Source organism: Nocardioides sp. dk884 (assembly GCF_009557055.1).
Lineage (GTDB): Bacteria > Actinomycetota > Actinomycetes > Propionibacteriales > Nocardioidaceae > Nocardioides.
Genome location: NZ_CP045649.1, coordinates 3,537,891 through 3,564,017, shown reverse-complemented (window position 1 = coordinate 3,564,017; position 26,127 = coordinate 3,537,891). Strand labels below are relative to the sequence as shown.

Here is a 26,127-nt window from a genome sequence, read left to right as displayed (position 1 = left end):
GATGACCGGATGGGTGCTGCACGTCGACCTCGACCAGTTCATCGCTGCGGTCGAGGTGCAGCGCCGTCCCGAGCTCGCCGGCCTCCCGGTGGTCGTCGGCGGGCGTGGCGACCCGAGCGAACGTGGCGTGGTCGCCACCGCGTCCTACGAGGCGCGCGCCTTCGGGGTCGGCTCCGGGATGCCGTTGAGGGTCGCCCTGCGCCGCTGCCCCGACGCGGTCTTCCTGCCGGTCGACCACCCGGCGTACGACGCTGCCTCGGCGCAGGTCATGGCGACGCTGCGCGAGCTGACCTGGGCCGGGTCGCCGGTCGTCGTGGAGGTGCTGGGATGGGACGAGGCGTTCGTGGCCGCGGACCCGCCGGCACCGCTGGCCAGCGATCCGCAGCCGGCCGCCGACCAGGCCCGCGCCGCCGTGCTGGAGGCCACCGGGCTGCACTGCTCGGTCGGCATCGGCGACAACAAGCTGCGCGCCAAGATCGCCACCGACATGGGCAAGCCGCGCGGCAGCTTCCGGCTCACCGCCGAGACCTGGCTGGAGGTGATGGGGGAGCGGCCCACAGACGCGCTGTGGGGTGTCGGACGCAAGACCGCCCGCCGGCTCGCCGACCTCGGGCTCGCGACCGTCGCCGACCTCGCCGCAGCCGACCCCGCGGAGCTCGCCGCCGCGTTCGGTCCGCGCACCGGCCCGTGGCTGGGCAGGCTCGGCCGCGGGGTGGACGCCAGCCCGGTCGACGCGACCCCGTGGGTGCCCCGCGCCCACGGCCGCGAGACCACCTTCCAGACCGACATCGACGACTGGGACCGGATCGCGGAGGAGGTGCGCGCCCTGACCCACCGGGTGGTCGCCGACATCGACGCGGAGGGCCGGCCCGCGGCACGGGTCGGGCTGAAGATCCGGTTCGCGCCGTTCGTCACCGTGACCCGCAGCCTCACCCTGCCCGATCCGACCCACGACCCAGCCGTGCTCGCCGACGCCGCCGTCAGCCTGCTGGAGCGCGTCGACCACGACCGGGCGGTGCGCCTGCTCGGGGTGCGCCTGGAGATGGTGCCGCCGGCGGGCGGCTACCCGCGGTGAGGTGGTCCTCTGTCCGCGGGTCGAGGTGGCTCCGTTGGTCGAGCGGCGCGTCGGTCGAGTTCGTCGGGACCACTGCCCAGGAACTCGAAGGCAAGTGTGGAGAAACCCTTGTCCTCGAACGTGCGTTCGAGTAAGATGAGGCATGGCCGACCACGAGCTCCCCGACTGCGACACCCCAGCTGCCGTGCTGGCGTTCGCACAGTCGCAGCGGGCTGCGGTGCAGCGGGCGGAGTTCCTGGTCTTGGAGCCGGCGCTGGCGTGGGCGGCGATGCATCCGGTCGAGTCGGTCTCGACGCAGACGCCGACCGTCGGGTGGATCTTCGGCGAGGTGGCGGTGCCGTTGGGTGGTGAGGGGACGCCGCTGGTGGCGGAGTTCGCGCCGATGGAGCTGGGCGCCGCGCTGGGCATGTCGACGGACTCCGCCCGGGCGCTGGTCGGGTCCGCGCTCGAGCTGGCGCACCGGCTGCCGCGGACCTGGAAGCAGATGAAGTCCGGTGTGGTCCCGGTGTGGAAGGGCCGCCGGCTCGCGCAGCTGACGTTGAGTCTTCCGCCGGACGGTGCCGACTTCGTGGACCGTCAGCTCGCGGGCGGGCTCGGGAAGGTCGGCTGGGCCACCATCGAGCGGCTCGTGGACCAGGCCCGGGTGGTCTTCGACCCCGAGGGTGCCGAGAAGCAGCGCCGCGAGGCCGCCGACGGACGCCGCTTCGACGTGCACACCGGCGGGGCCACCCATGACGGGACCGTGCGGGTCGAGGGCGAGCTCGACCTCGCCGATGCGCTCGATCTGGACACCGCGATCCGCCAGGGCGCGGAGGAGCTGGCTGCGCTTGGCTCCACCGAGTCGTTGGACGTCCGCCGCTCGATGGCAGCCGGTGAGCTGGCCCGGCGCCAACTGGCCTTCGACCTCCGCACCGAAGCCGGTGAGGGCGCCGCGTCGGTGGTGAAGCCCCGGCAGGTCGTCATCCACGTGCATCTGTCCGACGCCGCGATCTCCGGCGACGAGGCTGGCATCGCACACGTCGAGGAGACCCGGTCGATCGTGTCGACCGAGCAGGTCCGCGGCTGGTGCGGTGGTGACGCGCAGGTGGTGATCAAGCCGGTCATCGACCTCGACGCACATCACCACACGGACGCCTACGCGATCCCCGACCGCCTCACCGAGCAGACCCGTGTCACCCAACCGGTGTGCGCCTTCCCATGGTGCGAACGCCCCGCCCGGCGCTGCGACACCGACCACGTCGTCGCCCACGGTGACGGCGGACCGACCTGCAGCTGCAACCTCGCCCCGCTGTGTCGCCGACATCACCGGGCCAAGACCCACACCGTGTGGACCTACGACAAGACCGATGCCGCGACGTACCTCTGGCGATCACCCCACGGCCTTCACCTCGTGAAGGACCGCGGCGAGACCCGGCTCGTCGCCGCGCACCCGCCCGACGAGTAGATCCACCGTCCCGGACCCCGCCGGCACCTCGCCGGCGGGGTCACACCGCTGCCTGGGACCCTCCTTTGTTTGGTCAAGGGGTATCGGGCGGGGGTTTTCGAGGCGTCGGTAGAGGTCGCGTCGACAAGGGTCACACTCCCGACCACTGACCACTGACTACAGCCCACCACCACTGCGGGCTGCAAAGGAAGACTCACAGCTCGACCAGCGGGGAAGCGCGACCCGGGGCGGGGCGACGTACGGCTAGGAGTCGAGGCTCTCGCGCAGCTCGCGTACGACGGAGTCGACCACGGCGACCAGGTCGCCGCCGGTGCGCGCGGCGACCGCCCGCTGGCGCTGGTACGACGCGCCGCGCGCGGGGATCTCGGCGACCGACGCGAGCTCGGCGGAGCAGCCGAGGCGGGCGGCGGTGGGCTCGAGGCGGACCAGCAGGTCGGCGAGGTCGTCGGTGATCAGCCGCTCCTGCGACTGCGCGTCGAGGATGACGATGGCGTCTAGGCCGTAGCGGGCCGCGCGCCACTTGTTCTCCTGCACATGCCAGGGCTGCATGGTGGGCAGCTCCTCGCCGGCGGCGAGCCGAGTGTCGAGGTCGACGACCAGGCACTGCATGAGCGCGACCAGCGCGGAGAGGTCCTCGAAGGTGGAGACGCCGTCGCAGACGCGGTTCTCGATGGTGCCGAGGTGGGCGGCGGGACGCACGTCCCAGCGGATCTCGGAGAGCTCGTCGATCACGCCGGTGGTCACCTGGTCGCCGGCGAAGGCCTCGAACTCCGACCACTTCTGGAACTGGAAGGGCAGCCCCGCGGTGGGCAGCTGCTGGAACATCAGCGCCCGGTTGGAGGCGTAGCCGGTGTCCACCCCGGCCCAGATCGGCGAGGACGAGGAGAGCGCCAGCAGGTGCGGGTAGTGGTTGAGCAGCGAGGACAGCACCGGCATCACCCGCTCCTGCGCGGGCAGGCCGACGTGGACGTGCAGCCCCCAGATCAGCATCTGCCGGCCCCACCACTGGGTGCGGTTGATCAGCTCCTCGTAGCGGTGCCCCTCGCTGAGCTGCTGCCCCGTCCAGGACGCGAACGGGTGGGTGCCGCCGCCGTACAGATCCAGGTCGAGGTCGTCGGCGGCGGCCATCGTGGGTCGCAGCGTCGCGCGCAGGTCGTCCATCGCCTCACCGACGGTGTCGCACACGCCGGTGACGATCTCGACGGTGTTCTTCAACAGCTCCTTGTGCAGCCGGTCCGGGTGCGGCAGCCGCGGCCGGGCCCGCGCGAAGAGGTGCGAGGCGTCGTTGCGCAGGTCGCGGGAGCGACGATCCACGAGGGCGAGCTCCCACTCCACGCCGATCGTCGGTTCCGGGGAGGGGTGGAAGTCGATCCGCACGCGCCCAGCGAACCACAGCGGAGCGCCAGATGGCATGTCGGCGGCGTCCGCGAAGCGTCGACTCCGGCGCCGGTCACGTCGGGGGTCTCTGGCACCATCGCAGGTGTGCTCGACCCCCGCCAGGTGAACCAGATCCTCGACTTCTGCCTCCGTGTGGGGGAGTTGTTGCTGGCCTCGGGTGCGGGCGCGGCCGACGTGACCGCGACGATGCAGAGCATCGCCCAGCATCTCGGCCTGCGCGGTGCGGACACCGACGTCACGTTCACCTCGGTCTCGATGAGCCACCACGCCGACCCCGAGGAGCAGCCGGTCGTCACGACCCGCACGGTCAAGCAGCGCACGATCGACTACGAGCACCTCACCCGCGTCGACCACCTCGTGCGCGCCGTCCTGCACGACCAGGTCGACCTCAAGGAGGCCCGCACCTCGCTGGCCCGGATCGTGTCCTCGGGCCACATCCGCGCCCGCTGGCGCGTCACCCTCGGGTGGGGCGCGATGTGCGGCGGCGTCGCGATCCAGCTCGGCGGCGACCTGTACGTCGTGCTGGTCGCCTGCCTCGCGGCGATGCTGATCGACCGGCTCCAGCAGCGGATGGCCCGCGCTCGGCTGCCGTTCTTCTACCAGCAGATCGCCGGCGGCGGGCTGGCCACGCTGGTCGGCATCGTCGCGGGCCTGGCGCCCGTCAACGTCAACGTCTCCCTCGTCATCACCGCCAACATCGTCATGCTGCTGGCCGGGATCGGCTTCATGGGCGCCCTCCAGGACGCGCTGAGCGGGTTCTACGTCACCGCCGGCGCCCGGCTCACCGAGGCGATCCTCGCCACCGCCGGCATCATCGGCGGCGTCAGCGGAGGTCTCAGCCTCGCCCAGGTGGTCGGCGTCGACATCCCGCCGCTCGACCCCGGCCGCGGCGACCTGCAGACCTTCGGCATGCTGGTGATCGGCGCCGCCGTCTGTGCCGCGTCCTTCGCCTACGCCTCCTACGCCCCGGGACGCATCATCGCGCCGATCGCGGGCGTGGCCGGCGTCGCGATCGCGATCACCCAGTCGGTGGCGCTCCCCGGCATCGGGCGCACCTGGTCGGTGGCGCTCGCCGCCCTCTTCGTCGGTCTGATCGCGTTCTCGGTCGCCGGGCGGATGCGCGTGCCGCCCCTGGTCGTGGTGGTGTCCGCGGTCGTGCCGATGCTCCCCGGACTCTCGATCTACCGCGGCCTGACGCTGCTCGCCGAGGGCGGCACGCGCGACACCTCGGCCGGCCTGCTGGCGATGGTCACGGCCGCGTCGGTCGCGATCGCCCTCTCGGCCGGCGTGATCCTCGGCGAGTACGTCGCCCAGCCGCTCAAGCGGGAGGCGCGTCGCCTGGAGACCCGCCTGGCCGGCCCGCGCCTGGTCGGCCCGATGCGGGACCTCGGCCCGCGCGCCCGGCGCCGGCGCGCCCGGGAGAACGGCAGGAGCGACTCCAACGGCACCGTCAGCGGGGGCTGAGCCCGCGCACCCGCGCGAGCCACCCCTCCGCGCTCCCGTCGTACGGCGGGTGGCCGGAGGCGACCGCGTGATGCACCCGCTGACACTCCGCCAGCGCCGCACGCACCACGTCGGCGGGGTAGCCCAGGCTGACCCGGTGCGCGGCGAACTCGTCCTCGTCGTCCACCCAGACCCGCCCGGTGTCACCCCGGATCACGTCGAGGTCCAGGTCGACGCTGCGCAGGACGGGCACCTCGCCCTCGTGGTCCCACCGGGGCGGGGAGGCGATGTCGACGTAGACCGTGCACCAGATGCCGGGTGCGTGGAACGTGGGCAGGCTCCACGCGGTGGGGCTGAGGACCGTCACCGAGTCGACCTCGGCGACGTAGCGCGCCCCGGGACGCACGTGCAGGGTGCCGGCGGGGACGCCGATCCACTCGCCGTGGGTGTCGCTGCCAAGCAGCACCCCCTCGAACTCCCAGTGCGCGCCGCCGCCCCACTTGCTCATCGCGACCTGGACCGGGCGGCCGGGACTCCCGGGATCGGACCGCACGGCGCCCTAGACGATCTCGACGTGCTCGGGCAGCGTCTTGCGCGCCACCCGCGCCGCGACGTCCTGGAACCGTGAGCCGAGCAGCTGACCGAGGTGGTGCACGGCGTAGGCGTCCGGCCCGACGAGCACCCGGGCCTTCCCGCGCAGCACGCCGGCCACGATGACCTTCGCGGCCTTCTCCGGGCTGGTGCGGGCCAGCTTGGTGTCGAAGAGCTCGGCGGTCGCGGCGGCGTCCTCCTTGCGCGAGACCCGGGCGCTGCGGGCGATCGCGGTGCTGATCCCGCCGGGATGCACGGCGGTCACCCCGACCGGGTGCCCGGCGCGGATCATCTCCGAGCGGATCGCCTCGGTCATGCCGCGCACCGCGAACTTCGTGGCGTTGTAGACGCTCTGGCCCGGCATCGGGACCAGCCCGAACAGCGAGGAGAGGTTGACCAGGTGACCGTCGCCGGAGGCGATCAGGTGGGGCAGGAACTCCTTGCTCCCGGTCAGCATGCCGCCGAGGTTGATGCCCATGATCCAGTCGATGTCGTCGTACTCGAGGTCGACGAAGTCCCCGGCCAGCGCCACCCCGGCGTTGTTGACCATCACGTTCACCCGCCCGAAATGGGCAGCGACGGCCGAGGCGTACGCCGCGAACGCCGCCCGGTCGGCCACGTCGAGACGGTCCGCGCGCACCTCCCGGCCCCCGGCGCCCGCGGCGAGGCGGACGGTCTCCGCCAGGCCGGGCTCGTCCACGTCGGAGAGCGCGAGCAGCGACCCGCGCCGCGCGCATTCCAGGGCGAGCGCCCGGCCGATGCCGGACGCTGCGCCGGTGATCACGACCACCTTGCCGTCGAGGGTCTTCATGCGCCCGACCGTAGCGGCACCGGACGGGTGAGGGGTGGAGTCAGGCCCCGACGACCTCCGCGAGCTGCTCCAGGCCCCAGAGCAGGTCGTCCTCGGAGATCACCAGCGGGGGAGCGAGGCGGATCGTGGAGCCGTGGGTGTCCTTGGCGAGGACCCCGCGCACCATCAGCCGCTCGCACACCTCGCGCCCGGTGCCGACCGCCGGATCCACGTCGATGCCCGCCCACAGCCCGCGGGTGCGGACGGCGAGCACGCCGTGCCCCACCATCGCCTGGAGGCGCTCGCGCAGCACCACGCCGAGCTCACGGGCGCGGGCCTGGTGTGCGTCGGTGGCCAGCATCTCCACCACCGTGCGCCCCACGGCGCACGCGAGCGGGTTGCCGCCGAAGGTCGAGCCGTGCTGCCCGGGGCGCAGCACGCCGAGCACGTCGCGGTCGGCGACCACCGCGGACACCGGCACGACGCCGCCGCCCAGGGCCTTGCCGAGGAGGTAGAGATCGGGGACGACGTCCTCGTGGTCGCAGGCGAAGGTCCGCCCGGTGCGGCCGAGCCCGGACTGGATCTCGTCGGCGGCGAACAGCACCCGGTGGCGGGTGCACAGCTCGCGCACCCCGCGCAGGAAGCCGTCCGGGGGGATGACGACGCCGCCCTCGCCCTGGATGGGCTCGAGGAGCACGGCGACGGTGCGCTCGCTGATCGCGGCCTCGAGGGCCGCGAGGTCGCCGTACGGCACCGTGAGGAAGCCGGGGGTGAAGGGCCCGAAGCCGTCGCGGGCGTCGGGGTCGTCGGAGAAGCCGACGATCGTGGTGGTGCGGCCGTGGAAGTTGCCGCTCATCACGATGATCTCGGCCGTCCCGGGCGCGACGCCCTTGACCTCGTAGCCCCACTTGCGGGCGACCTTGATCGCGGTCTCCACCGCCTCGGCGCCGGTGTTCATCGGCAGCACGAGGTCCTTGCCGCACAGGTCGCCGAGCGCGGTGCAGAAGTCCGCGAACTGGTCGTGCACGAATGCGCGGCTGGTGAGGGTGAGGCGGGAGAGCTGGTCGTGGGCGGCGCGCAGCAGCGCGGGGTGGCCGTGGCCGAAGTTGAGCGCGGAGTAGCCGGCGAGCATGTCGAGGTAGCGGTGCCCGTCGACGTCGGTCATCCAGGCCCCCTCCGCGTGCTCCACGACCACCGGCAGCGGGTGGTAGTTGTGAGCGGTGCGGGCCTCGGCGCGGTGCAGCTCGCGACTCGACGGCGTCTCCAGGTCCGCCCGGAGGGCCTGGCTGGTGGTGGTGATCCCGGTCGTGACGGTCATCGGATGTCGCCTCCTCGCGTGGTGCGCGCTGCCCGACCACATTGTCAGACAATCTGTGGCGCCACCCTAACCCCGGAACGACGCGCGGGCGAGCGAGTTCGTCCCCGGCGCGGCGCATCCGGCCCAGCCGGGTCAGGTGGCGGGGCGCAGCGTCACGCGCAGCGTGGTGTCGCCGGGTGTGCTGCGCAGCTCGACGCTGCCGCCCTGGGCCGCGAGGATCGCGCGCACCAGCGCCAGTCCGAGCCCCGAGCCGCCGCTGCGCTGGCGAGAGGCGTCGCCGCGCACGAAGCGCTCGAAGGCGTGCTCGGCGAGGTCCGGGGCGAAGCCAGGTCCGTCGTCGTGCACGCTGAAGCCGTCCGGGCGCGCGGACACCGTGACGGTCGTGCCGGCCGGGGTGTGCGTGCGGGCGTTGCTGAGCAGGTTGGTCACGACCTGGTGCAGCCGCTGGGCGTCCCCGAGCACCTCCACGGAGTCCTCGGGCAGGTCCAGGCGCCAGTGGTGGTCCGGGGCGAGCACCCGGGCGTCCGAGACCGCCTCGAGGAGCAGGAGGGTGAGGTCCACCCGCTCGCGCTCGAGCGGGCGCCCGGCGTCGAGGCGGGCCAGCAGCAGCAGGTCCTCGACCAGCGAGGTCATCCGGGCCGACTCCTCCTCGACCTTGGCCAGCGCGGTGCGGGTCGCCTCGGGGTCGTCGGGGCGGCGGCGGGCCAGCTCGGTGTAGCCGGCGATCGTGGCCAGCGGGGTGCGCAGCTCGTGGGAGGCGTCGGCCACGAACTGGCGGACCTGCTGCTCGCTGCGGTGCCGCGCGTCCAGCGCCGACTCGACGTGCGCGAGCAGGGTGTTGAGCGCGGCGCCGACCTGGCCGACCTCGGTGTGGTCGTCGGTGAGGCGCGCGGGCACCCGGGTGCTCAGGTCGACCTCGCCGGAGGCCAGCGGCAGCGCGGCGACCTCGTGGGCGGTGTGCGCGACCTCGGTCAGCGGGCGCAGCTGGCGGCGTACGACGACCAGCCCGACGCCCGCGGCGGCCGCGACGCCGAGCAGCACCAGCGCGGCCTCCCAGCCGATCAGCGAGGCGACCGCGTCGTCGGCGTCGGCGGTCGGCAGGCCGAGCACCAGGGTGCCGCGGTCGAGGTCCAGCGCGGCCGCCCGGTAGCCGCCGAGCCCGTCGAGGTCGACGGCGCGGGGCCGGCCGTCGGCCGGGACCTCCTCGAGCGCCTCGACCTGGGACTCGTCGAGCTCGCGCCGGGTCCCGGGCGCGTCGCCGAGCACCGCGGACTCGCTCGATCCGTCGTCGGAGAGGACCAGGACGACGGTGCCGGGCGCCTGGTTGCGCGGGTCGATCCCGAGCGGGGCCCCGGGCGGGGTCCGGGTGGCGCTGATGAGGGCCTCGCGGACCTGGGCGTCGACCTGGTCGTTGAGCCGGTCGTGCATCGCCAGCGTGGTCACCGTGGCCACCAGCGCCGTGACCACCGCGACCAGCGCGACGGCGGTCAGCACCAGGCGCGCGGTGAGCGAGCGGAACCGCCTCATGTGGCCGGCTTGAGCACGTAGCCGGCGCCGCGCATCGTGTGGATCATCGGCGCCCGCCCGGCGTCGATCTTCTTGCGCAGGTAGGAGATGTAGAGCTCCACGACGTTGGCCTGGCCGCCGAAGTCGTAGTTCCAGACCCGGTCGAGGATCTGGGCCTTGCTGAGCACCCGGCGCGGATTGCGCATCAGATAGCGCAGCAGCTCGTACTCGGTGGCGGTGAGGTGGATCTCGGTGCCGTCGCGGAAGACCTCGTGGCTGTCCTCGTCGAGGACGAGATCACCGACGACCAGGACCGAGCCCTCCTGGGCCTGTTGCGCCCCGGCGCGCCGCATCAGCGCGCGCAGCCGGGCCACCAGCTCCTCCAGGGAGAACGGCTTGGTCACGTAGTCGTCGCCGCCGGCCGTGAGACCGGTGATCCGGTCCTCGACGGCGTCCTTGGCGGTCAGGAACACCACGGGTACGTCGGGGTCGTGCGCGCGCATCCGACGCAGCACCTCCAACCCGTCGAGGTCGGGCAGCATCATGTCGAGCACGACGGCGTCCGGGCGCAGGTCGCGGGCGATGCGCACCGCGTCGAGCCCGGTGAGGGCGGTCTCCACCGTCCAGCCCTCGTAGCGCAGCGCCATCGAGATGAGCTCGGCGATGTTGGCCTCGTCGTCGACGACGAGGACACGCACCGGAGTGCCGTCCGCGCGGGTGAGGTCGGACTTCGCCATGTCCCCATCGTGCCCGCGGTTCCTGTGGGCGGGCTGTGGACGGCGGGTGGTTGCCGGGGGCTCAGGAACCCTTGCCGGACTCTGAGCCACCGCACAGCCGGCTCACAGGCCGGCTGGCGAACATCGTGGACATGGACCCGAAGGAGATGAACCCCCAGAACCCGTCCCCCCAGAACCCGGCCCAGCAGCTCCAGCAGCCGACCACCCCTCCGCCGGCCGGACCGCCGACCGCGGTCGGCAAGGCGCCCCAGAAGTCCTGGCGCGAGCGCTCGTTCGGTCTGCGGCCGATGATCGGCGTCGGTGTCGCCGGCGTGCTGCTCGGCGCCCTCGCCGGTGCCGGCATCGGCATCGCCGCCGCCGACGACGGCCCGCAGCGCCCGCCCGCCGGCCCCGCCCAGGGCGACTGGAGCGGCCCGGGCGGCGAGGAGTACGGCGAGCACGGCCAGTACGGCGGGTACGGCCAGCACGGTCACCCGGGCCAGCTCGGCGACCACCCGGGCATGCCCGACGACGGCCGGACCGACGACCAGGCCGACGGCCAGGACCGGCCCGAGCTGCCCGACGGCGAGGACCTGCCCGAGCTCCCGGACGACCAGGACTCCCAGGAAGGCTGACCGCACACCCCACGACGAGCACCGGCCCGATGACCGCGACGGTCATCGGGCCGGTCTGCGTCAGCAGCGGGTCGGTCGGCTCAGCCGATCAGCTCGCGCACCGCCAGTGAGGCGAAGACCATCGCGCTGCCCAGCGGCGCGCCCGGGCCGGGGTAGAACCCGCCGAACATCGAGGCCGTGGAGTTGCTGGAGGCGTAGAGCCCGGGCAGCGGGGTGCCGTCCTCGCGGAGCACCCGGCCGACGGCGTCGGTGACCACGCCGCCCTTCGTGCCGAGGTCGGAGAGCACGAACCGGGCGGCGTAGAACGGGCCCTGGTCGCACGGCGTGAGCGCCTTGTTCGGGCCGGTGCCGGCGGCGAAGAAGGTGTCGTACTCGTCCTGACCCCGGCCGAAGTCGGGGTCCTCGCCCTTCTCGGCGTAGGTGTTGAACCGCTCGACCTGCTCGACCAGGGCGTCCGCCGGCAGCCCGGCGGCCTCGGCGAGCTCGGCGATCGTGTCGGCGCGCACCCAGGTGCCCGCGGCCAGGTGCTCCGCGGCGTCGCCCTGCGGAATCGCGATCGCGGGGAACTGGCCGCCCTCGCGGCTGTCGAAGACGTACCACGACCGGGTCCGCTCCGGTGCCTTCGCCATCTCCCGGCCGAACCGGTCGTAGGGCAGGCACTCGTTGGCGTAGCGGTGCCCGGTGGCGTCGACCATCAGGCCGCTGCGGAAGCCCAGCGTGAACGAGCCCTCGCCGGAGGGCTGCTCGAGCCCGGGGCAGAACCACCCGGCGCCGGCGAAGTCGGAGGCCGCGCCGATCGCGATCGCGGCCTCGATCGGCTCGCCGGTGTTGCTGCCCGCGGGCGCCATCGTCCAGGCGGCGTCGCCGGGGACGCCGTGCTCGGTGCGCATGCGGGCGTTGCGCTCGAAGCCGCCGGCGGCCACGAGCACGCCGCGCTCGGCGCGCAGCTCGATCGGACCCTCGGGGGTCATCGCGGCCGCGCCGACCACCCGGCCCTCCTCGTCGGTGACATAGCCGGTGACCGGCAGCTGGGTGCGGATCTCGCCGCCCGCCTCGACGTACGCCGCGGCGAGGCGCGCGATCAGCGCCTGGCCACCGGACAGCTCGCGGCGCCCACCCCGGCCGACCCGGTCGAGCTCGACCGGCGGCCGCACCAGCGGCGCCACCTCGGCGGGCAGGTCGTCGCGCTGCACGGCGCTGACCTGGATCGAGCGGCCGCCCGGCACCCGGCCGGGGGCGTCGTAGTAGTCCGGGAACGGCACCGGCACGAAGTCGATGCCCATCGCCTCGAGCTCGGCCACCAGCACCGGCGCGTGGGTCACGAACGCCTCGAGCTTGGTCTGGTCGGGGTCGGTGAGCACCGCGTTGAGGTAGGTGCGGGCTCCTTCGGTGGAGTCCGGCAGCCCGGCGCGCTGCTGCACGTCGGAGCCGGGCAGCCAGCAGGCGCCGCCGGAGTAGGCCGAGGTGCCCCCGATGTACTCCGTCTTCTCCACGACCACGGTGCGCAGGCCCGCCCGGGCCGCGAGGAGCGCCCCCGTCAGCGCGCCGCCACCGGAACCGACCACCACCACGTCGTACTGCTCTGCCTGGGTCATGGCGGGAACGTAGAGCAGCCGTCGGTGCTCGTCCACGATCGTTCCCGGTGGCTGGTCGGTCTCGCCGGGCTCGGCCAGCGGGTGGACAGACGGCAAAAGGATTCGCCGCCGGGGGACCGCGCAGCGGAGAATCGGCGCCGTGGGACATGTCGACGTCGCAGGGGTCCGATACGAGCTGCCCGACGGGCGGGTGCTCCTCGACGAGGTGTCCTTCCGCGTCGGCGAGGGCGCCAAGGTGGCGCTGGTCGGCGCCAACGGCGCCGGGAAGACCACGCTGCTGCGCATCGTCACCGGTGAGCTGGCGCCGCACGCCGGCTCGGTGACCCGCTCCGGTGGCCTGGGCGTGATGCGCCAGCACGTCGCGGCCGGCTCGACGACCGTCGCCGAGCTGCTGCTCTCGGTCTCCCCGCAGCGGGTGCGCGACGCGGCGGCCGAGGTCGACCGCCTCGAGGCGGCCCTGATGGACACCGACGACGAGCGCACCCAGATGAGGTACGCCGAGGCGCTGGGGGAGTACGCCGACGCGGGCGGCTACGACCTCGAGGTGGTCTGGGACGTGTGCACGACCGCGGCGCTCGGGGCGGCGTACGACCGGGTGAAGTACCGCGACCTGACCACGCTCTCGGGCGGTGAGCAGAAGCGCCTGGTGCTGGAGTTCCTGCTGCGCGGCCCCGACCAGGTGCTGCTGCTCGACGAGCCGGACAACTACCTCGACGTGCCCGGCAAGATCTGGCTCGAGCAGCGGGTGCGCGAGTCGGACAAGACGATCCTGATGGTCAGCCACGACCGCGAGCTGCTCAACAACACCGCCACCCGGGTGGTCACCGTCGAGCTCGCCAGCGGCGGGCCCGGCGTGGGCAACTCCGTGTGGACCCACCCGGGCGGCTTCGCGTCCTACCACGAGGCGCGCACCGACCGGTTCGCCCGCTTCGAGGAGCTGCGCCGCCGCTGGGACGAGGAGCACGCCAAGATCAAGGCGCTGGTGCTGCGGCTGAAGGTGAAGTCGGAGTTCAACGACGGCATGTCCAGCCAGTACCGCGCCGCCCAGACCCGGCTGCGCAAGTTCGAGGAGGCCGGCCCGCCGACCGAGCAGCCGCGCGAGCAGCAGGTGACGATGCGCCTCACCGGCGGTCGCACCGGCAAGCGCGCGGTCGTCTGCGAGGACCTCGAGCTCACCGGGCTGATGCGCCCCTTCGACCTGGAGGTCTGGTACGGCGAGCGGGTGGCGGTCCTGGGCTCCAACGGCTCGGGCAAGTCGCACTTCCTGCGCCTGCTCGCCGCCGGCGGCACCGACCCCGACGTCGAGCACCGCCCGGTCGGGGAGCTGGCGATCGCCCCGGTCGCGCACACCGGCCGTGCCCGGCTCGGTGCGCGGGTGCGCCCGGGCTGGTTCGTGCAGACCCACGACCACCCCGAGCTGGTCGGGCGGACCCTGCTGGAGGTGCTGCACCGCGGCGACGGCCATCCCGACGGTCGCCGGGGGATGGGTCGCGAGCAGGCCAGCCGGGTGCTGGACCGCTACGAGCTCGCACACGCCGGTGAGCAGACCTTCGAGTCGCTCTCCGGCGGTCAGCAGGCGCGCTTCCAGATCCTGCTGCTCGAGCTCTCCGGGGCCACGGTGCTGCTGCTCGACGAGCCGACCGACAACCTCGACGTGCAGTCCGCCGAGGCGCTCGAGGCCGGCCTGGCCGCCTTCGAGGGGACCGTGCTCGCGGTGACCCACGACCGCTGGTTCGCCCGCGGCTTCGACCGGTTCCTGGTCTTCGGCTCCGACGGTGAGGTCTATGAGTCCGACGAGCCGGTGTGGGACGAGGGACGGGTGGTGCGCGCCCGATGAGCACCATGATCGGCGCCGAGCTGGAGATCGTGGCGGTCGACCCGCACGACGAGCAGGCCTTCGCCGCCTGGTACGCCGCGTACGCCGAGGCCGAGAGCCACGGGCGCGGCCGCAGCTCGGCGATCTGGCAGCCGCGTGAGCTGCAGGTGATGTTCGCCGAGCCCTCGATCCGGCGCGTGGCCCGGGCCTGGGCCGGTCGGCTGGACGGGCGCACCGTCGCCGCCGGTTGGACCCAGCTCCCGCTGCTGGACAACCTCGAGCGCTGCGAGCTCTCGGTGCAGGTGGTCCCGGCGGCGCGCCGCCGCGGCTACGGCACCGCGCTCCTCGCGTACCTGGAGGCGACCGCGCGCGCCGAGGGCCGCCCCGTGCTCGGCGCCGAGGCGACCTACGACTACGACGCGGGCCCGGACGGGGCCGGGCAGCCCGGCCCGGAGTTCGCGCGCGCCCGGGGCTACGCGCTGGTGCTCGGCGACGTGCAGCGGATCCTCGACCTGCCGGTCCCCGCGGACGTGCTGGACCGCCTGGTCGCCGAGGCCGCGCCGCACCACGCGGCGTACACGCTGCGCTCGTGGGTGGGCCCGGTGCCCGAGGAGCTGCTGGTCGGCTGGGCGGACCTGACCTCCTCGCTGATGACCGAGGCGCCGATGGGCGAGCTGGAGGTCGAGCGCGAGTCCGCGAGCACCGAGGCGGTGCGCGACGCCGAGGCGCTCCAGGCGCTGCAGGGCCGCACGAAGCTCAACACCGTGGCGCTCGACGCCGCGGGCGAGGTCGTCGCCTACTCCGACCTCGCCACCACCGTGCACGAGCCGGGGCGCGCCTACCAGTGGGGCACCTTGGTACGCCGCGCGCACCGCGGGCACCGGCTCGGGATGGCGGTGAAGCTCGCCAACCTGCGTCTGCTGCAGGCCGAGTGCCCCGAGGTCGACCACGTGGTCACCTACAACGCCGAGGTCAACGCGCACATGGTGGCGGTCAACGAGCGCCTCGGCTTCCGCCCCACGGCCCGGCTGGGGGAGTTCCAGAAGCGGCTCGGCTGAGCGGCGCCACAGACGCGGACCGGCCCCGCTGCCGAGGGGCGGCGGGGCCGGTGCCGGGAGGGGACGTGCCTCAGCCGACGGCGGCGTCCGAGCCCAGCTCGAGGTCGGCGGTGCGCTCCTCGCCGTCGCGGCGGAAGGTCACCGACACGGTGTCACCCGGGCGGTAGGACCGGACCGTCGCGATGAGGGAGTCGGCGCTGGTGATCTGGTGGCCGTCGATCTTGACGATGACGTCGTCGGCCTCGAGGCCGGCCTTGGCGGCGGCGGAGTCGGCGGTCACCTCGCGGACCAGGGCACCCTCGCTGCGGCCGGTGTCGTTGCTCGCGACGTTGGAGACGGTGATGCCCAGGCGGGCGTGGGTCGGCTCCTCGCCGTCGATGATCTGCTCGACGATCGGCATGGCGGCGTCAATCGGGATCGCGAAGCCCAGCCCGATCGAGCCACCCTCGCTCTGGCCGCCGAACGGCGAGGACGAGCCGGTGGTCCGGATCGAGGAGTTGATGCCCACGACCCGGCCCTGCATGTCGACCAGCGGGCCGCCGGAGTTGCCGGGGTTGATCGCCGCGTCGGTCTGGATCGCGGGGTAGGCGGTGGTGTTCCCGGACTGGTCGCTGCCCACGCCGACCGGACGGTTCAGGGCGCTGACGATGCCGCTGGTGACGGTGGCGTCGAGGCCGAACGGGGAACCCACGGCGACGACCGGCTCTCCGACCTTGAGCTCGCTGGAGCTGCCGATCTCGGCGGCGGTCAGGTCCTTGACGTCCTCGGCCTGGATCACGGCGAGGTCGGTGAGGCTGTCGGTGCCGAGGATGCGGGCCTTGGCGCGGGTGCCGTCGCTGAAGGACACCGAGATGGTGCCGCCCTCAGCGGCGACCTCGACGACGTGGTCGTTGGTGAGGATCTTGCCGTCGGAGCTGATCACCACCCCGGAGCCCGAGCCGGAGCCCTGGGAGCCGGAGACGTCGATCTTGACCACCGAGGGCAGGACCTTGTCGGCCACGGACTGCACCGAGCCGTCGGTCACCGGGGCGTCGTCGCTGGTCTTGGTGGGCGAGAAGCTCGACGTCGAGGGGGAGGGCGACGCGGGGTCGTCGTCGAAGGCGTTCCAGGCAGCGGCGCCGCCGACGCCGGCGGCACCCCCCACGACCAGCGAGGCAGCCACGACCATGGCGGCGAACCGGCCGCGCCCGGAAGCAGTGGGGGCGGGGGCGGCGCTCGCGGCGGCCGGGGGCATCGGGGTGGTCAGCGGGGGCGGCGGCGGGCCGAGCGGCTGACCGAAGGGGTGCCCGGTGGGCTGGCCGGTGGTCGGGCGGACCGGCTGGGTGTCATCCGACTCCGGTCCACGCGGGGCACCGGCAGGCGGGAAGGGAGGCTGGTCGGTCATGGTCACCAGAGTGCCCACCGTGTCTGTGACGATGCTGAGACCGGGCTGGGGACACGACAAGAAACCCGGCCCCACACGCAGCGACCCCGGAAGGCTCGGGGCCGTCCGGGGTCGCTGGGTGGGGTGCTGCGTGGAGTGCTGGGGCCAGGATCAGGCCCAGCGCTCCGAGGCGGGCACGAAGTCGAGCGTGCGGTCGCCGGTGTAGATCTGCTTCGGACGGGCGATCTTCTGCTCCTTGTCCTGCACCAGCTCGTTCCACTGGGCCAGCCAGCCCGGGGTGCGGCCGATGGCGAACAGGACGGTGAACATCTCCGGCGGGAACTCCAGGGCCTCATAGATCAGGCCGGAGTAGAAGTCGACGTTCGGGTAGAGCTTGCGCTTGACGAAGTACTCGTCCTCGAGGGCGATCTTCTCGAGCTCCTGGGCGATCTCGAGCAGCGGGTTGACCCCGGTGACCTCGAAGACGTCGTCGCAGGCCTTCTTGATGATCTTGGCGCGCGGGTCGTAGTTCTTGTAGACGCGGTGACCGAAGCCCATCAGCTTCTCGTCGCCGTTCTTCACACCCTCGATGAAGGCGGGGATGTTCTCCTTGGTGCCGATGCGCTTGAGCATCCGGAGAACGGCCTCGTTGGCGCCACCGTGCAGCGGGCCGTAGAGGGCGCCGATGCCGGCCGCGACGGCGGAGTACGGGTCGACCTGCGAGGAGCCGACCGAGCGCACGGCGTTGGTGGAGCAGTTCTGCTCGTGGTCGGCGTGCAGGATCAACAAGACATCGAGGGCCTTGACCAGGCGCTCGTCGGCCTCGTACTTCGACTCGCTCATCTTGAAGAGCATCGAGAGGAAGTTGGCCGTGTAGGACAGGTCGTTGTCCGGGTAGACGTAGGGCTTGCCCTGCGCGTGACGGAAGGACCAGGCACCCAGCGTCGGCATCTTGGCGATCATGCGGACGATCTGCATGTGCCGGTTGTCGGCGTCGCTGATGTTGGCGGCATCGGGGTAGAACGTCGAGAGGGCCCCCACCGACGACATCAGCATCCCCATCGGGTGCGCGTCGTAGCGGAAGCCCTGCATCAGGGACTTGACGTTCTCATGGACGAACGTGTGGTAGGTGATCTCGTGCACCCACGCCTCGTACTCCGCCTTGGTGGGGAGCGAGCCGTTGATGAGGAGATAGGCCACCTCCAGGAAGTTCGACTTCTCCGCCAGCTGCTCGATCGGGTAGCCCCGGTACTCGAGGATGCCCTTCTCGCCGTCGATGTAGGTGACGGAACTGCGGCAGGAGGCAGTGTTGACGAAACCGGGGTCGTAGACGGCCAGGCCGGGACTGTCGTCCGAGGCCTTGATCTTCCCCAGGTCGGCGGCCTTGATGGCGCCGTCGGCGATGGGGACGTCGTACTCCTGTCCGGTGCGGTTGTCGCGGACGGTGAGAGATTCGGTCACGTCGCCCAACCTAACGCTCTCTACCCCGTAGCGCGTAGGCGGTGTCCGGGTCGCGGGCGGTCGGGGGGTGAGCGGTGGTCAGGCGCAGCGGGCCGGCCGCAGCATTTTGACCCTCCCTGGGCCGTGCCCGTATCTTGAGTGGTCGCGTCTCCTGCCGCGCTTTCGACCTGTCGCACGGTCGGGGTGCAGCCCCGGGCTCCGCGGGTGGGCAACCACCTCACGGGAACGTCCGGGCAGTTGTTCGTCAGAGGACGCCGCAGCACCACCCGCCAGGATCTCCCTGGTCGGGTCCTACGAACGAAGAAGGCTCGACATCGTGCGTACGTACAGCCCGAAGCCCGATGACATCCAGCGTGACTGGCTTGTCATCGACGCCACCGACATCGTCCTCGGCAAGCTCGCCGTCCAGACCGCCAACCTCCTGCGCGGCAAGCACAAGCCGATCTTCGCCCCGCACGTCGACGCCGGTGACTTCGTCATCATCGTCAACGCGGAGAAGGTCGCGCTTTCCGGCACCAAGAAGACGACGAAGATGGCCTACCGCCACTCCGGCTACCCGGGCGGCCTCTCGGCCACCCCGATCGGCGAGCTGCTGGAGAAGGACGCTCGCAAGGCCATCGAGAAGGCCGTGTGGGGCATGCTCCCGAAGAACCGGCTCGGTCGGCAGATCCTCAAGAAGCTGAAGGTCTACTCGGGTCCCACGCACCCGCACCAGGCCCAGCAGGCCATCCCCTTCGAGATCACCCAGATCTCCCAGTAATCGTTTTCGCCGACCAAGTCTGAGTGAGGAATACCAGTGGCTGACACCACCGAGGTCGAGGAGACCTTCGAGACCGACGAGCAGGGCATCGCGTACAGCTCGGAGAGCGCTCCGTCCGCTGACGCCCCCGAGCGTCCCGCGACCATCGCCCCCGCAGCGGCCACCGGCCGCCGCAAGGAGGCCGTGGCCCGCGTCCGCATCGTCCCCGGCACCGGCCAGTGGACGATCAACGGCCGTGAGCTCGACTCCTACTTCCCCAACAAGCTGCACCAGCAGGTTGTCAAGGAGCCCTTCACCGCGCTGCAGCTCGACGGTCGTTTCGACGTCATCGCGCGCATCCACGGTGGCGGCATCACCGGCCAGGCCGGCGCCCTGCGTCTCGGCGTGGCCCGTGCGCTGAACGCCGTCGACCTCGACGCGAACCGCGCGACGCTGAAGAAGGCCGGCCTGCTCACGCGTGACGCCCGCGTCATCGAGCGCAAGAAGGCTGGTCTCAAGAAGGCCCGCAAGGCGCCGCAGTTCAGCAAGCGCTGATCGCCACCGCGACACGCGTGGCACGCCTTTTCGGCACGGACGGGGTCCGGGGCGAGGCGAACGGTGTTCTCACCGCTCCTCTCGCCCTGGACCTTTCCGTTGCAGCAGCCAGGGTCCTCGTCGACCGCGGCGACTTCAGCGGGCCGCGTCCGCTGGCGGTCGTGGGTCGCGACACCCGCATCTCGGGGCAGTTCCTCGAGCACGCGGTCGTCGCCGGCTTGGCCTCCGCCGGCTGTGACGTCCTGCGGCTCCGGGTCGTCCCGACGCCGGGGGTCGCCTACCTCACGGGTGCGCTCGGCGCCGACCTCGGCGTCGTCATCAGCGCCTCGCACAACCCGATGCCCGACAACGGCATCAAGTTCCTCGCCCGTGGCGGGGTCAAGCTCGACGACGCCGTGGAGCGTCAGATCGAGGCGGTCATGGGCACCGAGTGGGACCCGCCCCGCGGCGCCCACGTCGGCCGCGTGACGCCGTACGCCACCCCGATCGAGGAGTACGTCGACCACCTCGTCGCCACGACGCGCCCGCTCACCGGCCTGCGCGTCGTCGTCGACTGCGCCCACGGTGCGGCCTCGGTCGCCGGGCCGATGGCGCTGCGCGCCGCCGGCGCCGAGGTCATCGCGATCAACAACGAGCCCGACGGGCTCAACATCAACGACGGGTGCGGCTCCACCCACCTCGAGCCGCTGCGCGCCGCGGTGCTCGAGCACGGCGCGGACGCCGGCTTCGCCCTGGACGGCGACGCCGACCGGTGCCTGGCGGTGGACGCCGAGGGCAACGTCGTCGACGGCGACCAGATCATGGTCATCCTCGCGCTGGGCATGCGCGACGCCGGCCTGCTGGCGCAGGACACCCTCGTGGCCACCGTGATGAGCAACCTCGGCCTGGTCCGGGCGCTGACCGAGCGCGGCATCGCCGTGCGCCAGGCCCAGGTCGGCGACCGCTACGTGCTGGAGGAGATGAACCGCGCCGGGTACACCCTCGGTGGCGAGCAGTCCGGGCACGTGATCATGAGCGCCTACGCGACCACGGGTGACGGTGTGCTGACCGCGCTGCACGTGCTGGAGCGGATGGTGCTGACCGGCCGCTCGCTGCGCGACCTGGCCGCCGTGATGACCCGGTTCCCGCAGGTGCTCATCAACGTCCCCGGCGTCGACAAGTCCCGCGCCAGCACCGACGAGGTGCTGCTGGCGGCGGTCGAGGCCGAGGAGAAGGCGCTCGGCGGGGACGGGCGGGTGCTGCTGCGCCCCTCGGGCACCGAGCCGCTGGTGCGCGTGATGGTCGAGGCCCCCACCTCGGAGGTCGCCCGGTCGGTGGCCGATCGTCTGGCCGACGTCGTCCGGGAGCGATTGGCCCTCGTCTGAGCCGAGGGCTTAGGTTGCCGCGGGTGACGCGCACCGGACCCACCCTCACGTTCGAGGGTCTCAGCAAGTCCTTCGGTCAGGTCCGCGCCGTCGACGACCTGTCCTTCACCGTGCGCCCCGGAGCCGTCACCGGCTTCCTCGGGCCGAACGGGTCGGGCAAGACGACGACGCTGCGGATGCTGCTCGGCCTGACCACGCCGAGCGCCGGCCGCGCGCTCGTCGACGGCACGCCGTACGTCGCCCTGCCGCGGCCGGCGCGCGTGGTCGGCGCCTCCCTGGAGGCAGGCTTCCACCCCGCGCGCACCGGGCTGGGCCACCTCGAGGTCTTCGCGCCCCAGGTCGGGGTCTCCCGGCAGCGCTGCCGCGACCTCCTCGACCTGGTCGGGCTCACCGCCGCGGCGCAGCGCAGGGTCGGCGGCTACTCCATGGGCATGCGTCAGCGCCTGGCGCTGGCGACCACGCTGCTGGGCGACCCGCCGGCCATCGTGCTCGACGAGCCGGCCAACGGCCTGGACCCCGAGGGGATCGTGTGGCTGCGCGGGCTGTTGCGCACCTTCGCCGCCGAGGGGCGCACGGTGCTGGTCTCCAGCCACGTGCTCGGCGAGGTGCAGCACACCGTCGACGACGTGGTGATCATCGCCGGCGGCCGGCTGGTGCACGCCTCGTCGCTGGCCGACCTGGCGGACCTGGCCACCCAGGAGACGCTGGTGGTGTCCCCGGACGCCGAGCGGCTCGCGGGGCTGTGCCGCGAGCGCGGCTGGCGGGCCAGCCCGGAGGGTGCCGGCCTGGTCGTCTCCGACGTCTCCGCCGCCGTGCTCGGCGCCGCCGCCTTCGCCGCCGGGGTGGAGCTGCACCAGCTCGCCACCCGCGGCACCGACCTCGAAGAGGTCTTCCTGCGTCTGACCGCTCCGGCGCCGGGGCCCGTCGACCGGGGCCTGGAGGTGGCCCGATGAGCGCCGCGATCCGCGCCGAGCTGCGCAAGATCACCTCGACCCGGCTGTGGTGGGTGTTGCTGCTCGCCCAGGGCGCCTACCTGGGCTTCATCGGCCTGGTGATGGCCTTCTCCTTCACCGTGGATCTCACCGAGGCCGGCGCGGCCGCGGGACCCGCGCTCAGCGGCGTGGACGCCGCGACCGCGACGTACTCCCTGGTGAACTCGATCGGCTACGTCTTCCCGCTGGTGATCGGCAGCCTCGCGGTGACCACGGAGTTCCGACACCGCACGATCGCCCAGACCCTGCTGGTCGAGCCCCGCCGCAGCGTCGTGCTCGGCGCCAAGCTGGTCGCGACGGTGCCGATCGGCCTGCTCTTCGGCGTCGTCGGGGTCGCTGCCCTGGCCGGGGCCGCTGCGCCGCTGCTGGCCTGGCAGGGCGACGGGGCGTTCCTCACCGACCCCGAGGTGGTCAAGATCCTGGTGCTGGGCGTCGTGGTGATGGCGCTGTGGGCGGTCATCGGCGCGGCCTTCGGCAGCGTCGTGACCAACCAGGTCGCCGCGATCGTGGGGATCTTGGCCTTCACCCAGTTCGTCGAGCCGATCGCCCGACTGGCGCTGTCGTCGGTCGACGGCCTCGAGCGGGCGGCCCGCTTCCTGCCCGGCTCGGCCGCGGACGCGGTGGTCGGTGCCAGCCTGTTCAACGAGATCGGCGAGGGCTCGCTGCTCTCGCGGCCCGCGGGGCTGGCCGTGCTGCTCGCCTACGCCGTCGGGCTGGCGGTCGTCGGCCGGCTCACCACCTTGCGCCGCGACCTCGTCTGAGGGTCGGGCCCGGATCAGACCTTGCGCAGGCGCACGTAGCGCACGGAGTGGTCGGCGTCCTTGCGGAGCACGAGCGTGGCGCGCGAGCGGGTCGGCAGCACGTTGTCGACCAGGTTGGGGCCGTTGATGGTGTCCCAGATGCGCTCGGCCTCGGCCACCGCCTCCTCCCGGCTGAGGGCGGCGTACTTGGCGAAGTAGGAGTCGGGGTCGCGGAACGCGGTCTCGCGCAGGCTCAGGAAGCGCGCGACGTACCACTCGCGGATGTGATGGGTGCCGGCGTCGACGTAGACGCTGAAGTCGAAGAAGTCGCTCAGGCCCAGGCCGGTGCGGCCGTCCTCGCGGGCCCGCGCCGGCTGCAGGACGTTGAGCCCCTCCACGATCACGATGTCGGGGCGCTTCACCACCACCTTCTCGCCCGGGACCACGTCGTAGGTCAGGTGGGAGTAGACAGGCGCCTCGACCTCCTCCTTGCCCGACTTGATGTCGACCACGAAGCGCAGCAGCGCACGGCGGTCGTAGGACTCCGGGAAGCCCTTGCGGTGCATCAGCCCGCGACGTGCGAGCTCGGCGTTGGGGTAGAGGAAGCCGTCGGTGGTGACGAGCTCGACGTTGGGGTGCTCGGGCCAGTGCGCCAGCATCTGCTGCAGCACCCGAGCGGTCGTGGACTTGCCGACCGCGACCGAGCCGGCGACCCCGATGACGAACGGCGTGCGCGGGGGAGTGCGCTGGTGGAGGAAGGCCTCCTGGGCGCGGTGCAGGTCGCCCGCGGCGCTGACGTACAGGCTGAGCAGGCGGCTGAGGGGGAGGTAGACCTCCTGCACCTCGTCGAGGTCGAGGGCGTCGCCGAAGCCGCTCAGGGCACGCAGCTCGTCCTCGCGCAGCGGGTTGGCGGTCTCCTCGGCAAGTGCCGCCCAGGCCGCGCGGTCGAGCTCGACGTAGGGCGATGCCTCGCGTACGAGATCACGGCCGGGGTCGGTGAACGAGGCCCGGAGACCGCCAGAAGACATGAGAGTGATTGTTGCAGCCCCTCGCCGATCGGCGTTGTGGCGTCCGCCTCACCACGGTCGGTGGTGGGCCGACGTGGGTGCACGGGATGGGGGTGGGATCGATCTAGAGTGGGGCCTATGTGCGGCATCGTTGGCTACGTCGGCCACCAGCAGGCTCAGGACGTGGTCGTCGAAGGACTGCGGCGCCTGGAGTACCGCGGCTACGACTCGGCCGGCATCGCGCTCGTCGCCGACGGCGTCGTCGCCAGCGACAAGCGCGCCGGCAAGCTCGCCAACCTCGAGAAGGCGATCGCGACGTCGCCGCTGCCGGCCTCGCGCACCGGCATCGGCCACACCCGGTGGGCCACCCACGGCGCGCCGAACGACGTCAACGCCCACCCGCACCTCGGCGCCCGTCGCCGGGTCGCGCTCGTGCACAACGGGATCATCGAGAACTTCGACGACCTGCGCGCCCGCCTCGAGGCCGACGGTCACGAGCTGGCCTCCGAGACCGACACCGAGGTCGCGGCGCACCTGCTGGAGCTCCAGGTCGAGTCCGGTGTGGACCTGACCCTGGCGATGCAGCGGGTCTGTCAGCAGCTCGAGGGCGCCTTCACCCTGGTCGCGATCGACGGCCAGGACCCCGACCGGGTGGTCGCGGCGCGCCGCAACTCCCCGCTCGTGGTGGGCATCGGCGAGGGCGAGCACTTCCTCGGCTCCGACGTCGCGGCGTTCATCCAGCACACCCGCGAGGCGCTCGAGCTCGGTCAGGACCAGGTCGTGACCATCACCGCGGACGCCGTCGAGGTCACCGACTTCGACGGCACCCCCGCCGAGGGCCGTCGCTTCCACGTCGACTGGGACCTCTCCGCGGCGGAGAAGGACGGCCACGACTGGTTCATGCGCAAGGAGATCTTCGAGCAGCCGCGTGCGGTCGCCGACTCGCTGCTGGGGCGCCACACCCGCACCGGCCAGCTCCAGCTCGACGAGATGCGCCTCTCCGATCAGGAGCTGCGCGACATCGACAAGATCATCATCATCGCGTGCGGCACGTCGTTCTACGCCGGCATGGTCGCGAAGTACGCCATCGAGCACTGGTGTCGGATCCCGGTCGAGGTCGAGCTGGCCTCGGAGTTCCGCTACCGCGACCCGATCCTCGACTACTCCACGCTGGTGGTCGCGATCAGCCAGTCCGGCGAGACCGCCGACACCCTCCAGGCGATCCGGCACGCCCGGCTGCAGCGCTCCAAGGTGCTCGCGATCTGCAACACCAACGGCTCGACGATCCCGCGCGAGTCCGACGCGGTGATCTACACCCACGCCGGTCCGGAGATCGGCGTCGCCTCCACCAAGGGCTTCTTGACCCAGCTGATCGCCTGCTACCTGCTGGCGCTCTACCTCGCCCAGGTCAAGGGCACGCGGTACGGCGATGAGATCTCCCAGGTGATGGAGCAGCTGGAGGCGATCCCCGAGCAGGTCCAGCAGGTGCTCGACGGTGCGGAGCAGATCTACGAGCTCGCCCGCGAGCACGTCGGCAGCAGCTCGGTGCTGTTCCTGGGGCGCCACGCCGGCTACCCGGTCGCGCTCGAGGGAGCCCTGAAGCTCAAGGAGCTGGCCTACATCCACGCCGAGGGCTTCGCCGCCGGCGAGCTCAAGCACGGCCCGATCGCGCTGGTCGACGACGGGCTGCCGGTGCTCTGCGTCGTACCTCCCCGCGGCCGCGACCAGCTGCGCGACAAGATGATCAGCGGCATCCAGGAGGTCCGGGCCCGCGGGGCCCGCACGATCTGCCTGGTCGAGGAGGGCGACGAGTCGATCACGGCGTACGCCGACGTGCTGGTGCGCCTGCCCAGCGTGCCGGTGCTGCTCCAGCCGCTGGTCGCGGTGGTGCCGCTGCAGCTCTTCGCCTGCGAGCTGGCCACCGCGATGGGCCACGACGTCGACCAGCCGCGCAACCTCGCCAAGTCCGTCACGGTCGAGTAGGCCGGGGGATGGCGGTGATCGGCGTCGGCATCGACGTCTGCGACATCGAGCGCTTCCGCGCCTCGATCGAGCGCACTCCGGGGTTGCGGGTGCGGCTGTTCACCGAGACCGAGCGCACCCGGGCGATCGCCTCGCTCGCCGCCCGCTTCGCCGCGAAGGAGGCGCTCGCCAAGGCGCTGGGCGCGCCGCGGGGGATGGCCTGGCACGACTGCGAGGTGACCAACGAGTCCTCGGGCCGCCCGCGGTTCGCGCTGCGCGGCACGGTGGCCGCCGCGGTCGCCGCCGCGGGGGCCAGCCACGTGCACCTCTCCCTGTCCCACGACGCCGGGGTCGCCTCGGCCATGGTCGTGCTGGAGTCCTGACACCGAGCGGTCGCTCGTGCACAATCTCCGCACAGCGGCCGCACGCCGGGTGAGAATCGGGGCTCTCGGGGTGCAGGCACGACCAGCGAACGCGACCGCCTTCTCGCGCATCGCCTGGTCGGTCGACGGTGGGACCTCGGTGGACCCGAGGCCGGGCCGTTGCGCGTGCCTGCGCG

At 72.5% G+C, this 26,127-nt stretch carries 23 protein-coding genes; 13 read left to right on the top strand and 10 right to left on the bottom strand.

Translation table 11 applies throughout. From position 1 onward, the window contains the following. Window position 1 precedes the first annotated feature (1 nt). Window positions 2-1,075, top strand: a complete 1,074-nt coding sequence (locus GFH29_RS17000) for a DNA polymerase IV (RefSeq protein WP_153324961.1) — start codon at window positions 2-4, stop codon at window positions 1,073-1,075. A gap of 142 nt (window positions 1,076-1,217) precedes the next feature. Next, complete coding sequence (locus GFH29_RS16995) at window positions 1,218-2,519, top strand: HNH endonuclease signature motif containing protein (protein ID WP_153324960.1); 1,302 nt, start codon at window positions 1,218-1,220, stop codon at window positions 2,517-2,519. A 243-nt stretch (window positions 2,520-2,762) separates the two neighbouring features. Here the strand turns inward: GFH29_RS16995 and GFH29_RS16990 are convergent, their stop codons facing one another. Then, window positions 2,763-3,896 carry a glutamate--cysteine ligase gene (locus GFH29_RS16990; RefSeq protein ID WP_267128527.1) on the bottom strand — a complete coding sequence of 378 codons (1,134 nt, stop codon included), beginning with the start codon at window positions 3,894-3,896 and terminating at the stop codon, window positions 2,763-2,765. Between the two features lie 105 nt (window positions 3,897-4,001). On the opposite strand from GFH29_RS16990, the gene GFH29_RS16985 reads away from it, so the two are divergent. Next, window positions 4,002-5,381, top strand: a complete 1,380-nt coding sequence (locus GFH29_RS16985; RefSeq protein WP_153324958.1) for a threonine/serine ThrE exporter family protein — start codon at window positions 4,002-4,004, stop codon at window positions 5,379-5,381. Here the strand turns inward: GFH29_RS16985 and GFH29_RS16980 are convergent. The 5 genes from GFH29_RS16980 to GFH29_RS16960 all read right to left on the bottom strand — a co-directional run bounded on the left by GFH29_RS16980 (window position 5,368) and on the right by GFH29_RS16960 (window position 10,302). After that, the gene (locus GFH29_RS16980; RefSeq protein ID WP_153324957.1) at window positions 5,368-5,868 is read right to left on the bottom strand and encodes a DUF402 domain-containing protein; all 501 of its coding nucleotides are present in this window, start codon (window positions 5,866-5,868) and stop codon (window positions 5,368-5,370) included. The genes GFH29_RS16985 and GFH29_RS16980 overlap by 14 nt on opposite strands. 51 nt (window positions 5,869-5,919) lie before the next feature. Further along, window positions 5,920-6,762 (bottom strand): SDR family NAD(P)-dependent oxidoreductase, encoded by an 843-nt coding sequence (locus GFH29_RS16975; RefSeq protein WP_153324956.1) that lies wholly within the window; start codon window positions 6,760-6,762, stop codon window positions 5,920-5,922. Window positions 6,763-6,802: 40 nt separating this feature from the next. Beyond that, entirely contained in the window at window positions 6,803-8,059 is a 1,257-nt protein-coding gene (gene rocD, locus GFH29_RS16970) for an ornithine--oxo-acid transaminase (RefSeq protein WP_153324955.1), read from the bottom strand. A 132-nt stretch (window positions 8,060-8,191) separates the two neighbouring features. Further along, window positions 8,192-9,586, bottom strand: coding sequence for a sensor histidine kinase (locus GFH29_RS16965; RefSeq protein WP_153324954.1), 1,395 nt, complete (start codon window positions 9,584-9,586; stop codon window positions 8,192-8,194). Next, entirely contained in the window at window positions 9,583-10,302 is a 720-nt protein-coding gene (locus GFH29_RS16960; RefSeq protein ID WP_153324953.1) for a response regulator transcription factor, read from the bottom strand. The genes GFH29_RS16965 and GFH29_RS16960 overlap by 4 nt, the downstream gene beginning before the upstream one ends. A 131-nt stretch (window positions 10,303-10,433) precedes the next feature. Between GFH29_RS16960 and GFH29_RS16955 the strand changes: the two genes are divergently transcribed. Next, window positions 10,434-10,916, top strand: a complete 483-nt coding sequence (locus tag GFH29_RS16955) for a hypothetical protein (protein ID WP_153324952.1) — start codon at window positions 10,434-10,436, stop codon at window positions 10,914-10,916. Window positions 10,917-10,996: 80 nt separating this feature from the next. Here GFH29_RS16955 and GFH29_RS16950 read toward each other — a convergent pair whose 3' ends face one another. Continuing rightward, entirely contained in the window at window positions 10,997-12,511 is a 1,515-nt protein-coding gene (locus GFH29_RS16950; RefSeq protein ID WP_153324951.1) for an FAD-dependent oxidoreductase, read from the bottom strand. A 139-nt stretch (window positions 12,512-12,650) separates the two neighbouring features. Between GFH29_RS16950 and GFH29_RS16945 the strand changes: the two genes are divergently transcribed. Both GFH29_RS16945 and GFH29_RS16940 read left to right on the top strand, forming a co-directional pair. Next, window positions 12,651-14,348, top strand: coding sequence for an ABC-F family ATP-binding cassette domain-containing protein (locus GFH29_RS16945; RefSeq protein ID WP_153324950.1), 1,698 nt, complete (start codon window positions 12,651-12,653; stop codon window positions 14,346-14,348). Further along, window positions 14,345-15,385, top strand: a complete 1,041-nt coding sequence (locus GFH29_RS16940) for a GNAT family N-acetyltransferase (protein WP_228387567.1) — start codon at window positions 14,345-14,347, stop codon at window positions 15,383-15,385. The genes GFH29_RS16945 and GFH29_RS16940 overlap by 4 nt, the downstream gene beginning before the upstream one ends. 70 nt (window positions 15,386-15,455) lie before the next feature. Here the strand turns inward: GFH29_RS16940 and GFH29_RS16935 are convergent, their stop codons facing one another. Then, window positions 15,456-16,769: a S1C family serine protease gene (locus GFH29_RS16935; protein WP_153324949.1), complete on the bottom strand. Its 1,314-nt coding sequence runs from the start codon at window positions 16,767-16,769 to the stop codon at window positions 15,456-15,458. A gap of 150 nt (window positions 16,770-16,919) precedes the next feature. Next, window positions 16,920-18,209, bottom strand: coding sequence for a citrate synthase (locus GFH29_RS16930; RefSeq protein WP_153324948.1), 1,290 nt, complete (start codon window positions 18,207-18,209; stop codon window positions 16,920-16,922). A 316-nt stretch (window positions 18,210-18,525) separates the two neighbouring features. Here GFH29_RS16930 and rplM point away from each other — a divergent pair, with 316 nt between their 5' ends. The 5 genes from rplM to GFH29_RS16905 are packed head-to-tail and all read left to right on the top strand — an operon-like array spanning window position 18,526 to window position 22,620. Continuing rightward, complete coding sequence (gene rplM / locus GFH29_RS16925; RefSeq protein WP_153324947.1) at window positions 18,526-18,969, top strand: 50S ribosomal protein L13; 444 nt, start codon at window positions 18,526-18,528, stop codon at window positions 18,967-18,969. A 36-nt stretch (window positions 18,970-19,005) separates the two neighbouring features. Then, entirely contained in the window at window positions 19,006-19,503 is a 498-nt protein-coding gene (gene rpsI, locus GFH29_RS16920) for a 30S ribosomal protein S9 (RefSeq protein ID WP_153324946.1), read from the top strand. Between the two features lie 17 nt (window positions 19,504-19,520). Beyond that, a complete protein-coding gene (gene glmM / locus GFH29_RS16915; protein WP_153324945.1) occupies window positions 19,521-20,867 on the top strand; it encodes a phosphoglucosamine mutase in 1,347 nt (448 codons plus the stop codon). A 23-nt stretch (window positions 20,868-20,890) separates the two neighbouring features. After that, a complete protein-coding gene (locus GFH29_RS16910) occupies window positions 20,891-21,820 on the top strand; it encodes an ATP-binding cassette domain-containing protein (RefSeq protein ID WP_153324944.1) in 930 nt (309 codons plus the stop codon). Continuing rightward, the gene (locus GFH29_RS16905; RefSeq protein WP_153324943.1) at window positions 21,817-22,620 is read left to right on the top strand and encodes an ABC transporter permease; all 804 of its coding nucleotides are present in this window, start codon (window positions 21,817-21,819) and stop codon (window positions 22,618-22,620) included. The genes GFH29_RS16910 and GFH29_RS16905 overlap by 4 nt, the downstream gene beginning before the upstream one ends. A 14-nt stretch (window positions 22,621-22,634) precedes the next feature. Here the strand turns inward: GFH29_RS16905 and coaA are convergent, their stop codons facing one another. After that, on the bottom strand, window positions 22,635-23,627 hold the full coding sequence (gene coaA, locus GFH29_RS16900) for a type I pantothenate kinase (RefSeq protein WP_153324942.1): 993 nt from the start codon (window positions 23,625-23,627) through the stop codon (window positions 22,635-22,637). A 117-nt stretch (window positions 23,628-23,744) separates the two neighbouring features. Between coaA and glmS the strand changes: the two genes are divergently transcribed. Continuing rightward, window positions 23,745-25,589, top strand: coding sequence for a glutamine--fructose-6-phosphate transaminase (isomerizing) (gene glmS / locus GFH29_RS16895; RefSeq protein ID WP_153324941.1), 1,845 nt, complete (start codon window positions 23,745-23,747; stop codon window positions 25,587-25,589). 8 nt (window positions 25,590-25,597) lie between these two features. Next, window positions 25,598-25,951: a holo-ACP synthase gene (locus tag GFH29_RS16890; RefSeq protein WP_153324940.1), complete on the top strand. Its 354-nt coding sequence runs from the start codon at window positions 25,598-25,600 to the stop codon at window positions 25,949-25,951. Window positions 25,952-26,127 lie beyond the last annotated feature (176 nt).

Excerpts from the sequence above, each read along its gene's own strand:
- GFH29_RS17000 (WP_153324961.1), top strand. The coding sequence starts at position 2 with ATGACCGGATGGGTGCTGCACGTCGACCTCGACCAGTTCATCGCTGCG.
- GFH29_RS16995 (WP_153324960.1), top strand. The coding sequence starts at position 1,218 with ATGGCCGACCACGAGCTCCCCGACTGCGACACCCCAGCTGCCGTGCTG.
- GFH29_RS16980 (WP_153324957.1), bottom strand. The coding sequence starts at position 5,868 with ATGAGCAAGTGGGGCGGCGGCGCGCACTGGGAGTTCGAGGGGGTGCTG.
- GFH29_RS16975 (WP_153324956.1), bottom strand. The coding sequence starts at position 6,762 with ATGAAGACCCTCGACGGCAAGGTGGTCGTGATCACCGGCGCAGCGTCC.
- rocD (WP_153324955.1), bottom strand. The coding sequence starts at position 8,059 with ATGACCGTCACGACCGGGATCACCACCACCAGCCAGGCCCTCCGGGCG.
- GFH29_RS16965 (WP_153324954.1), bottom strand. The coding sequence starts at position 9,586 with ATGAGGCGGTTCCGCTCGCTCACCGCGCGCCTGGTGCTGACCGCCGTC.
- GFH29_RS16960 (WP_153324953.1), bottom strand. The coding sequence starts at position 10,302 with ATGGCGAAGTCCGACCTCACCCGCGCGGACGGCACTCCGGTGCGTGTC.
- GFH29_RS16955 (WP_153324952.1), top strand. The coding sequence starts at position 10,434 with ATGGACCCGAAGGAGATGAACCCCCAGAACCCGTCCCCCCAGAACCCG.
- GFH29_RS16950 (WP_153324951.1), bottom strand. The coding sequence starts at position 12,511 with ATGACCCAGGCAGAGCAGTACGACGTGGTGGTGGTCGGTTCCGGTGGC.
- GFH29_RS16940 (WP_228387567.1), top strand. The coding sequence starts at position 14,345 with ATGAGCACCATGATCGGCGCCGAGCTGGAGATCGTGGCGGTCGACCCG.
- GFH29_RS16935 (WP_153324949.1), bottom strand. The coding sequence starts at position 16,769 with ATGACCGACCAGCCTCCCTTCCCGCCTGCCGGTGCCCCGCGTGGACCG.
- GFH29_RS16905 (WP_153324943.1), top strand. The coding sequence starts at position 21,817 with ATGAGCGCCGCGATCCGCGCCGAGCTGCGCAAGATCACCTCGACCCGG.
- coaA (WP_153324942.1), bottom strand. The coding sequence starts at position 23,627 with ATGTCTTCTGGCGGTCTCCGGGCCTCGTTCACCGACCCCGGCCGTGAT.
- glmS (WP_153324941.1), top strand. The coding sequence starts at position 23,745 with ATGTGCGGCATCGTTGGCTACGTCGGCCACCAGCAGGCTCAGGACGTG.
- GFH29_RS16890 (WP_153324940.1), top strand. The coding sequence starts at position 25,598 with ATGGCGGTGATCGGCGTCGGCATCGACGTCTGCGACATCGAGCGCTTC.